Source organism: Candidatus Vagococcus giribetii, assembly GCF_017316185.1.
GTDB classification, from domain to species: Bacteria; Bacillota; Bacilli; order Lactobacillales; family Vagococcaceae; genus Vagococcus; species Vagococcus giribetii.
This window is the reverse complement of record NZ_JAFLVX010000025.1, coordinates 84,861-96,246: the sequence shown is the minus strand read 5'-3', so window position 1 is coordinate 96,246 and position 11,386 is coordinate 84,861. Positions and strand designations below refer to the sequence as shown.

The following is an 11,386-nucleotide window of genomic DNA, read 5'->3' as shown; positions in this document are numbered from 1 at the left end:
CGGTTTATATTACACTCTCTCGCGACTTTTGCTTTCCTACTCATAATTTTCCCACCTAACAAACAATTTAAATACTTTTCCTTCCACTTTTAACAAACCTTTTTTAGCCAAAAAAGCTAAATTTCTTTTTATACTCACTTGGCGGCGGCTTGATGGTCTTGTCTCCATTGACAACATCTTTCACCGTTTGTTGATAGCTTTCACACTTTTCTATCCCAAACTCTTTTTCTAGCTTGTCATAGGCTGCTTGTGTGTGAAAATTACGCCCCTTCGTATTATGAGCATCTGATGCCAACATATGGACTAGGTTGTGCTCGATCATTATCTTAGCAACCTTTTGAATCTCTTTACCAAACTGTCCTATATAGCTCCCACAAGTCACTTGAGCTAAGCATCCCATTTCAATGAAAGGAATCATGAGATTTGGATTTTTCATTAGCTGAGCGTTTCGCTCTGGGTGTACGATGATTGGCGTGTATCCATTGGTACATAGTTCAAATAAGGCTCTATGAGCATACATTGGGACTTCCATCGAAGGGAACTCAATCAAGATATAAGTATCTTCTAGGTCAGTAAATAAAATTTCGTTTTGTGAAATACGACGTAATAAATCCGGGGATAAACGGACTTCCTGCCCTTCAAAAAGGGTCAAAGGAATCTCCGCCTTATCAAGTTCATCTTGTAAGTCGGCTACTTTAACAATGACTTCTTTTTTAGGATTTAAATACACCCCATTATTATGATGAGGTGTACAAAGAATATGTGTAATTCCTTCCGAAACGGCTACTCGAGCCATTTCTAAGGAAGCTTCCAACGTCTGTGCCCCATCATCTACTCCTGGTAATATATGACAATGTATATCTACTAGCATTAGCAAGCTTCCTTTCTTTTTTATGATTGGTAATATCCGTAATTTTGCTCTGTTAACTCGCCCATGTAGACCGTCCCTAAAATCTTCGAGTCTACTTGTTCAATCAACTTGGCTGCACGCTCAAGTCCTGCTTTTTCTGTTTGTTCTTCACGTACCACAAAAACCGCACCGTCTACTTGAGAAGCGATTAATTGAGCATCTGTTACTGTCCCAACTGGTGGTACATCAAAAATAATAAAATCATACTCTTGTTTTAAGATATGTAATACTTTTCTCATACGACTTGAAGCAAGTAGTTCTGATGGATTCGGTGAAATCGGGCTACTTGTAATTAAGTCTAGATTTCTCACGTCACTTGGTTGAATCACTTCACCTAGTGACATTCTTCTAATGCTTAATAGGCTACTTAAACCTTTATTGTTTTCTGTATCAAAACTGCGGTGAACAGTCGGTCTTCTTAGATCGGCATCAACTAAAATTGTCTTCATCCCTGATTGGGCAAAAGCAATAGCTAAGTTAGCTGATGTGGTTGACTTTCCTTCAGAAGGACCAGCTGATGTCACGATAATACTTTGTGTCTGACTATCTAAACTTGAGTATAAAATATTCGTTCTGATCGTTCTAAATTGCTCTGATATATTGGACATTGGATCCACTACTGTAAAAAGTGTTGCGGCTTCTGGAGCCATTAATTTCGTTTTTTTGTTCGTTGATTTTGCCATTCTTACTCTCCTCTTAGCGTAGCTCTGTTCTAGAGCGTCGTGAAATACCACTTACTGAGTCATTATTTTCTGACCCCATGTCATCTAAGTCAATGTGATTGATTTTTAGCTCTGATAAATCAATGGTGTCTTCTAAGTTACGACCCTCTGAAATACGAGATAAGTCTTGATCTAATCCATCTACTCCATCATCTAAGTTAAAGGTATCATCGATTGATTCTGTTGATAAGTTAACTGATTTTAGAGCTGATGCTTGATGACGTCTGATTTCTTTTAAGTCTTTATCACTCATTAATGGAATATGTCCTAAAATAGGAATACCTACTGTTTCAGTCACGTACTCTGGTGATTTCACGGTACGGTTGAAGAGTTGGCTTAGTAAAGCTAATCCCACACCAACAATCAGTCCTAGCACCCCACCAATAGCCATGTTGACTTTTTTATTTGGTGATACTGGTTTTGAAGAAGGCTCTGCTTCTGAGATGATTGACACCTTATCTGCTTCTGTATACTCTCCTGCTTCTTGTTTGAAGATTGATGCCACAACGTTTGCGACTGTTGCTGCTTCTTTTGGATCTTCAGATGTCACAACGATTGAGAACATTTGTGAGCTTTGAGTTTGTTCTACACTAATCATGTTTTTAATGTCATCTGATGAGCCTTTAAAGCCAATTTCTTTTTCAAGTTGTTCTCTGGCTGTATCCATAACGACTTTACCTTTGATAAAGTCTTTGTAGGTGTTAATCATCATTAAGTTACTGTTGATGTTATCTGTACTCACGTTGTTATCTTTATTTTGTGATGTCGCAATTAATTGTGACGTGGCACTATACTTCGGAGTAATAAAAAATAAAGTGATAATTGCAGAAATCCCAATACCAATGAAAAACATTGATAAAATTAATGTCGCTTTCTTTTTTAATAAACTAAAAATTTCTTGTAAACTAACTGTTTCTTCCATCTTTTCCTCCAAATTGTAGACTTCTCTATTATTATCTTTTCGTATCTCCTAGTTACTATATGTTTAAAGGTTTAAACATAAAAAAAGGAGCCACGTAAACGCTCCTCTTTATAATAGAACTAAACTAGGTGTAATTCAATACTTTTTTGCATAAAATGACACTTATCTTTGTTTTTTTATCTATTTTACAGATATTTAATTAAGATAAAATTTAATTCTTATCCAAATGCTCATAAAACTTATTTAAAGCATAAGTGTTATATTCATATGGATTAAATTGTTTATAGACTTTTTCTTCGTTTTTCGCATTTAACATACCTTTAAAAAATCCGTTTTGGTCATTAATTTCTGTCAAAATACCGTAATCTCCATTGCTTAATACGTCACGACAAGCAGGTATATCTGTTGATACACAAGGTATTTCTAACGTTAACGCTTCTAAAAGAACCATAGACTGTCCTTCATAAATCGAGGTCAAAGCAAACAAGTCACATTGTCTCATAAAATGAAACGGGTAATAGACTTGACCAAGCAAAGTAACTTGTTTAGATAAATCTAAGTCGCTTATTTTCTTTTTGATGTTTTCTTCTTCAGGACCTGCTCCAATAATGTACAAATGACTAGCTGGCTCTTCTTTTCGGAATAAGTCAAAGGCTTCTACTAAAAGGACTTGATTTTTTTCTTCTGACAAGCGACCTGTTGTAACAATATTGTAGTTCTCTTTAGAAGGATACGAAAAGAACTCACCATTACCATTAACAATGCCTGCTTTTGGCGTCATTTCTAACTCTTCTTGTAAAATCCATAATTCTTTGTCAGACCACTCAACTAAAACAAGCTCTCTTAATTTGCTTGTTTTTACTCGTCGAATCACAGTGACTTCTTTTGGTCCTTGTACACTGGATCCTTTCTTAGATAGAGCATCTTCCATTGTGGCATAGACAGTTACTAAGCGATCCTTCACTTTGGCTTCTTCATAGATAGGCATATCTGTTACGACTACCTCATCAAGCATAGCTCCTAAGGATAAACTTGATTCCTCTACCCATAAAACATTGTCAGTTGTATCTAGGACTTCATACCATCGACCAAGAGAGTTCACACAAAGTGACTTCACGTAAATCATCGGCACAATTCCCATATCTATACTTTCTGTTTCCTTATTAGGTACTTTGAAACCTTTAAGAGATTCGTTCTTTTTATTGTAAAAATAAGCTTCAAGAGATTCTTTTTTGAAAGGACGTGTCCCAAGCTCTTTCTTTTGTTTTGAAAAGCTTAAACCAGTCAAACCACCTAATAAAACTCGAGCTCCTTTTTTAAGGGCATTAGGAGATTCGTGATTTACTCCATTTAACTTTTTAGAGAACGTTACTTTACTTTGAGGTAACCAACCATACTCTTTGCCTTTGATTTCAACTAAGTATGAAGTCCCGCCTTGCGTTGTTACTTCTTTAACAAAAGACACGTACATATTTCTCAAATTGCCTGCATCAGAAAGGACAACGCTTGATTCTAACCCTACCGGCTGAGAGTAAAAAGCGTCTCCAGCTCTAGTATTTAACTTCCCAAAAGCATTAATCCCTTTCGTTGAAAGGACACGCGTTGGTGCAACTTCTACGTGTTCTTCTAATAACCATCCTAGATAGATATGATCTTGGCTTATCTTGATATAGCTCTGACCTTCATAAATAAATCTTCCAAGAACTTCTACTTGATCACTGGTGAAGTAATGCTCACGAGAGCTACCTAAGACACTATCTGGTCTAGATGAGCGAATCATGTGAGGCACTTCAGGCATCAAGACACGTCCATCTCTAATAAAGACTTCTGTATCAACCACTTCTTTTTTAGGTGCTTCACTTGGCTCTTCTAGTATTTTCTTAATATTGATAACGTTTGGTGCATAAACAAATTTGTCTGCCTCTGCATAGTCACTTAATTTTTCTTGATTAACTTTTGATATGGCTTCTGATACTGAAATGAGTGAATCATAACGAGAGTACACACTAAAAATACCTTGAAGATTCATTTTGTGAATCTTCTTCCCGTTGACTTTTCTTTCTTGGTCCAACTTCATATCACTATGCAAGTAACAATTATAAACACTTGCTGGAGTTGCTAAGACCAGTTTACTCCAGTGAAGGCTATACCCACTAAAGTCAACTGCTACATCAAATGCTTGTTTACCTAGTAGACGTCTGATTTCACGTTGATACGCTTTTTCAGGGTACTTATCCTCTTTGCCCTTTTTAACCCCATGAAGATGGGCGTTTAAATCTTGGTAATACTCTTTTACTGTATAGTTTGAGTAGTCAAAACGAAATAGTAGGGACACATTAGCTGGTATGTCTAGGACATTTTTTATTTGGTCTGATGTTCTGATATTATCTAAAAAGCAAACCACACTATATTTGTCGTAGTCGATATTTTGAACGAGATTAAGGAAACTACTCGTAATTCCATTACTTCTCATACCACCTGGGTAGATAAGCAATCTTTTCTTGCTTTCATTTGGCTCAATCACTCTCACATCAGGTAAAGACTTCTGATTAAAAATAATATCAACTACTCGTGACGTCACATGCCCATCATCATATGCAGTGAAACGTTCTTTAAAGGTTTTGTAGTTAGCTGCGTAAGACTTGCTCAACTCTGGCAATTGCTCAATGTGTTGACTTAATTCCTCTATATTAAAGGCAACTGGACCAGGTAACTCATCATACTCAAAATACTTACCTCGTTTATGAGAGTATAAATCATCATCCCAGCAATAAAAGAGAATCGGCTTATCAGTGACTAAAAAGTCAAAGAAGATACTTGAGTAATCTGTAATCAAGCAATCTACGACTCCTAATAATTGATTAGTATCCACAATATCAGGAATTAAATAGGGTTTTAAATCCATATTTGTTTTGGCCTTGTCATATAAGAAGGGATGAACTTTAATTAAGACATTGTATTCTTTGCCAAATCGGTCTCTTATAACTGACATCTCTTCTTGAATTTGTTTTACCTCATCAGAGATACCCGCTAAATCCCCCATCTTACAAGTAGGTGAATAAAGGATAATTGGTTTGCTCAAGTCAAGTGTCACCCCGAATGAAAAGAGCAGCTTCAATACACCATCTCGGTCTTTTGACCAGGTTTGGTCAATCCGAGGATAGCCTGTTTCTATAATTTTTCCTGTGTAGTTATCATTTAGTCGGTAATTCTTTAAAAACATCTCTGTCGTGTGCTGATTAGGACTAATTAAATAATCTGCCATAAAGAAGTTACGTACCACATTCCTAGCATTAGCAGGATTGCCTGGAATATCAAATCCCATAGTTTTTAAAGGTGTCCCGTGCCACGTATTGATGTAGGTTTGCTCATCTTTAATCGTCACAAAGGGTTGAAAAGTTGAGTTATTAATTAAGTATTGGGCTTTTGTGAGCCACTTTAAGTACTCATCTGAATTACGTTTGACAAATAAAACACGACTGTCATCTTGATACATGGCTTTTACTTTTTCAAGCTCTTCTCCATTGGTGACTGTCCAGATGTGTGTATAAGTTCCTTCTTTGTCAGTTTTCAGTAAATACTGAAAAATCGCAAAGGGCGAGTCTGTTAAGGACTTGCCATCACGACTTTCGTAAAGGACTGTATTTTCTACCACTGATTCATCTTGAAAATAATGGGTATAGGTATCTAATAATTTACGGTGTTGAGACACTTTAGGTAGGACAACTGGCCCTACAAAGCGCATTCCTTTTTTCAAAATTCCCATAAGTTAATCCTCTCTATTCTGTAATAATGCTTGTATTACTTGTTTAGCTGCTTGTCCTGTTTCAAGGGTCGTAAAGGTTTCTTTAAATGTGGCATACTGAGGTGTCTTAATGAGTTCCTTGTTTTTTTGCCAAGTGATAAGTGTCTGAATCAAGCTATCTTTGTCACTCGCCATTTCTCCAGGCAAATGATTTTCCATAGGGAAATAAAAGCCACGCATCTCTTCATCGTACTCTTTTTGATCAGGGATATAAAAAATCATCGGATTCCCTGTAATCGCATAATCAAACATAGATGAAGAATAATCCGTAATAAGTAAATCACTAACTGCCAGTAAATCTGCCATATCATAGCCTGTTGAGACATTGATAACTTTATCAGCATAACGATCAAAATCAAAGGCTTGAGCCACTAAGTAGTGCATTCTAACTAAAAGAATGGCTTCTTCACCTAAATTTTCAACAACCTCATCAAAAGGAAATGGCGTACTAAATTGATACTTGCCATTAACACGTTGTTCTTTCTCACGCCAAGTCGGCGCATATAAGACCAACTGTTTATCTGTTGGTAAGCCTAATTTTTTCTTTAATGTTGTTACTTTTTCAGCATTGCCACTGATTTGTGTTAAGCAGTCATTTCTTGGGTAGCCTGTTTCTAAAACAGGTCCCTGATAGCCAAAGGCACTTCTAAAAATTTCCGTAGCATACTGGCTTGGTGAGACTAAATAATCCCAACGAGCGGATTCTTTTGAAAAAGACTCACCGTAACTCTCTTTGGTGTATCCTGGAATATTGACTTCTTCAATATCTCGTCCTAATTTTTTTAAGGGCGTTCCGTGCCATGTTTGTAAGTAAGTTGTTTTCTTGCTTTTGTGTAGCCACAAGGGTTGTCTCGTATTGGTAATCCAAAAACGTGCTCTTGGCATGGTTAAAAACCATTTGAAAGAAAAGCGTAATACATAAGAAACCTTTTCTTCACGAAAAGGTTTCTCACTTCCCTTAGTCACTCCCCAGACGAGAGTGTATTCAGGGTATTCTTTTTTTAGCCATTCGTAGATGGCTTTTGGATTATCGCTATACTGAGTCCCATGAAAGCTTTCAAGATAAATTAAGTTTTGTTTATTAAACTGGCCAATCGCCTTAAACAACAAGGAGATGGTCTTTTCTACTAAGGCTTTCATTTAACTGCTCCTTATTAAATAAAGTCAACGAATCTTGTTCTAAATTTCATGTGGATATGAGACCCTACAATCAAAATAGTTCCTGTTACTAACCAGAAAAAGAGAGTTTGTGTTCCTTTTTCCCAGAACCATTCTTTTGAAAGGAATGAATCTCTAAAACCATCAATAATATAGTAAATAGGGTTAAGCTCTAATAATCTCACAACCCATTGATGTTTGTTGCCAGGGAACATTTTTTCAAAGTTCCAAATCGGACCTGATAGGTAAAAGAGCAATCTTAAAATTGATTGCAACATAATATGATAATCTCTGACTAAGATAGTGATGGTTGAGTTTAACACACCAAAAGCAAATAAGAAGACAATCATACAGAAGAAATAATAGAAATATTGCAACCAGTAGATAGTTGGGAAAATCCCAAATCCAAACATAGAAGCTAATAAAAGGAGCATCATGGCTCTGTAACTAACAAAGTTACTGGTGATATTAACCATTGGTAAGATACTCACTGGGAATTTCATCTTCGACACCATGCCGATTTGTTTGTAGATACTATTAGAACCACCTAATATCGAGCTATTGACAAAGAACCAAGTAATAATACCAATCAACATCCAAATGATAAATGGGACACCGTCTACTTTTTTCCCTTGATTGACACCAATACCGAATACTAAGTAATAAATCCCTATTTGAATGGCTGGATTTAAAAATTGCCATATAAGTCCTAAGTAGTGACTTTGGTACGTTGCTTTTTCTTCGTATTTAGAAATTCTTCGAATGATACCAAAGTTGTTAAATTGCTCTGATATGATCATTTTTACATCATTCACGTTTAAAACTCTCCTTAATGTTTCCCATTTTTCCTGTGCCAGCTAAGTGATTTTGCCACAAAGACTGGTAATTGGAAAATTCGATACAATCGTTTTGGGTTACTTACCGAGCGATATAGCCACTCTAAATTTAATTTAATAAATATATCTGGTGCTCTTTTGGTTGCACCACTCAACACGTCTAAGCAACCTCCAATCGTTTGGAAGATTGTTGCTGTTAGCTGATCCATGTTGCGACTTAACCACTCTTCTTGTCTTGGGCTACCTAGTGCCACAAAAACAATGTCTGCTTCTTTTTCATTCATTCGCTGAACGATTTCTTTGTCACTTAATTTCGTGTAGCCATCAATCCAACCAACTAGATTAAGCTCTGGGTAATCTGTTTCAATGTTTTTAGCTGCTTGAGCAACTACTTCAGGTTTAGAACCATATAAGAAGACATTTTTGTGATGTTCATCGGCATAGCTCAACACTTCCTGCATCAAATCAAAACCAGTTACTCGTTCTTTGATGTCCCCTTTTGTCCAACCAGATACTTTTACTAAGCCGATTCCATCAGCAATGCGATGTGTCGAGTTTTCGATAAAGGTTTTGACTGTGTCATTTTCCTCTGCCATCAAAACGATTTGAGGATTCACACTTGTAAGAGTTAGTTTGTCTCCTACTGCTTCATTTGATACTAAATCTTGTTTGACATCTTCCATGGTCATGACGTCAACTGGAATGTTTAAAATTCGTTCAACTTTATACTTACTCATTTTTCTCCATCCATTTTCTCTTTGATCCACTCTAATAAACGCTGAGTGGCAAATCCGTCATTGTAGGTGTTCCACACCTCATTAAAGGCATGCAAATCTTGTTTCCTATCATCTAACTGAGTCATAACCTCATCTAATGTGTGACAAACCTCAGTTGGTAGTGTTTGTTTAAATATAGGTTGAATCCCTGTTGTTTGATTGTACTCTGCTTCATCAAACCAATAAAAAATCAATTTTCCTACTGGATTAATCAACGCATAATCAAAGGCTACAGAAGAATAATCTGTGATTAAGCAATCTGCTTGTAATAGTAGCTCATCAGATGACGCTTTTTCATCCACTAACTGAATACCTTCGACATTCGTCAGCTTCTCAGCATTTTCTATAGCCATCGTTGGATGAGCTTTTATGTGTAAGCTTGTCTCTTTAGGTAACTTCTCACGTAACGCAAGTAAATCATCTACAAGCATTGGCATATTGTCTTGACGATAAGTCGGTAAATAAAGAACACGACTCATTGTTTGACTTGTAGACGTTGTTTGTTGTTTTAAGTAATCTGTTCTAGGAAAGCCTAGATAAAGTAGTTGCTTATTTTTAGCCCCATAACTCTTTTGAAAGACCTCACCCATGGCTTTTGATCCTACGACATAGTAATCAAAAGACCTATAGACACGTTTAAATCTTTCTTTATCAGACTGACTGCGAGTGACAATAGACTTGTCTTCTAAGCCAAATTGTTTAATCGCTCCCGTGGCGTGCCATAGTTGGATAATGGTTTGCTTGTCTTGTTTCTTAATATCACCTAAGAAAGGAAAGTAATTATCCGCAATCACTAATGGACTTTTGCCAATAGCTTGGATAGTTTTGGTTAATCCTAAAAAAGAATTAATAGAAACAACCTGCATGCCTTCTTGTGCCAAAGCCTCACCTTCTCTTTGAGCTCCTTTGGTGTAACACACTACTAAAGAATAGTCTTTAGCTAACTCTTTAATCAGACCATGGTCATTATTAGGAAAACTTAGTAGATATACCACTTGTTTTTTTTCTAACTTGCCATTAGATTTCTTAGAGATAAAGCGAGTATATGTTGCGTATAAATTTTTGGCTATATTAATTAATAGATGCTTCATCGGTTAAAGACCACGGTACTTGTTTTGTCTGATTGTTGATGTCTGTTCTGACGATAGTATCAACTGAGCCAGTGGATACTATTGAAGTAAATGCTCGTCCACTTAAATGAAGATAACCTAAAACCATTAAACCTGCTAGCATAACTACTAGCATTGCTTTAGTCAGTAGGGACATCTTCCCAATAGCAGGACCTTTAAGAGTTGACACATCATGACCTCTTTCAAGGGCGACCTCTTTCAAACTTTCTTCTGAAAAGTTTTTTTGAGATTCTTTGTATTTATCTTGATAGGCTTTTTTGTCAGCAGCACTTTGTTTTTTGAACCAATTAATAAAAGCACGGTAATTTTTTACAACTTCTTCTGTTGGTCCATACTCTCTAAGCTCTCCGTAATGAATCCAAGCCACTTTATCACACAGCTTTTCAATTTGTGGAAGTGAGTGAGACACAAAGAAAATTGTTTTCCCTTGTTCTTTAAAGCTTAAAATTCGTTCCACACACTTTTGGTAAAAGGTATCATCTCCAACAGAAAGAGCCTCATCAATAATCAAAACATCTGGATTTTGATGGACAGCAATTGCAAAACCTAGTCGAGATCTCATACCACTCGAATAGTTTTTGACAGGTTGAGAAATAAAATCACCTAAATCGGCAAATGCTTTAATGTCTTCCATCATGTCGTCGATTTGCTCATTCGTAAAACCACTCATTAAACATTTTAAACGAATATTTTCCGTCCCTGTTAATTGAGGTTTTAATCCTGCTCCAATAGCAATAATTGATGTTTCACCGTCAATCATCATTTGCCCTGTTGTTTGAGGTATAATACCTGCTAAAATATTAGATAATGTTGATTTACCAGAACCATTAATCCCAATCAAACCAACTGCTTCACCTGCATAAACAGATAAATCAATTCCTTTTAGTCCCCAAAAATGTGGTATGCTTTTTTCTGAAAACTTGAATAGTGCTTTGATTTTGTCAGATTTTTTCTTATATAAGTCGTATTCTTTTGTAATCATTGTTAACTGAACTTTTACATTCTCTTCTTGTTTCAAAATTGTCTCACCTTATCTTTCGTTCATTGAAACCTCATAGCGATTTTACACTAAAAACCAATATTTTTCAAAATTCTCTTAATTTTTTAATCATTTTTTACTTCTTAAA

Annotated in this window: 9 protein-coding genes; all 9 read right to left on the bottom strand. The window is 36.1% G+C overall.

Annotated elements, in window-relative coordinates; all coding sequences use genetic code 11:
• Positions 1-103: 103 nt before the first annotated feature.
• Positions 104-871 carry a tyrosine-protein phosphatase gene (locus tag DOK76_RS10175; protein ID WP_206967413.1) on the bottom strand — a complete coding sequence of 256 codons (768 nt, stop codon included), beginning with the start codon at positions 869-871 and terminating at the stop codon, positions 104-106.
• Between the two features lie 20 nt (positions 872-891).
• Complete coding sequence (locus tag DOK76_RS10170) at positions 892-1,593, bottom strand: CpsD/CapB family tyrosine-protein kinase (RefSeq protein ID WP_206967411.1); 702 nt, start codon at positions 1,591-1,593, stop codon at positions 892-894.
• Positions 1,594-1,606: 13 nt separating this feature from the next.
• Entirely contained in the window at positions 1,607-2,554 is a 948-nt protein-coding gene (locus DOK76_RS10165; protein ID WP_206967409.1) for a YveK family protein, read from the bottom strand.
• A 211-nt stretch (positions 2,555-2,765) separates the two neighbouring features.
• Entirely contained in the window at positions 2,766-6,320 is a 3,555-nt protein-coding gene (locus DOK76_RS10160; RefSeq protein WP_206967407.1) for a CDP-glycerol glycerophosphotransferase family protein, read from the bottom strand.
• Between the two features lie 3 nt (positions 6,321-6,323).
• A complete protein-coding gene (locus DOK76_RS10155) occupies positions 6,324-7,499 on the bottom strand; it encodes a CDP-glycerol glycerophosphotransferase family protein (RefSeq protein WP_206967405.1) in 1,176 nt (391 codons plus the stop codon).
• 14 nt (positions 7,500-7,513) lie between these two features.
• Positions 7,514-8,332, bottom strand: a complete 819-nt coding sequence (locus DOK76_RS10150; RefSeq protein WP_206967403.1) for an ABC transporter permease — start codon at positions 8,330-8,332, stop codon at positions 7,514-7,516.
• Positions 8,333-8,346: 14 nt separating this feature from the next.
• Positions 8,347-9,090, bottom strand: a complete 744-nt coding sequence (locus tag DOK76_RS10145) for a WecB/TagA/CpsF family glycosyltransferase (RefSeq protein ID WP_206967401.1) — start codon at positions 9,088-9,090, stop codon at positions 8,347-8,349.
• Positions 9,087-10,220: a CDP-glycerol glycerophosphotransferase family protein gene (locus tag DOK76_RS10140; protein WP_206967398.1), complete on the bottom strand. Its 1,134-nt coding sequence runs from the start codon at positions 10,218-10,220 to the stop codon at positions 9,087-9,089. Before DOK76_RS10140 ends, DOK76_RS10145 begins: the two co-directional genes overlap by 4 nt.
• Positions 10,201-11,280 carry an ABC transporter ATP-binding protein gene (locus DOK76_RS10135; RefSeq protein ID WP_370590128.1) on the bottom strand — a complete coding sequence of 360 codons (1,080 nt, stop codon included), beginning with the start codon at positions 11,278-11,280 and terminating at the stop codon, positions 10,201-10,203. The genes DOK76_RS10140 and DOK76_RS10135 overlap by 20 nt, the downstream gene beginning before the upstream one ends.
• Positions 11,281-11,386: the final 106 nt, after the last annotated feature.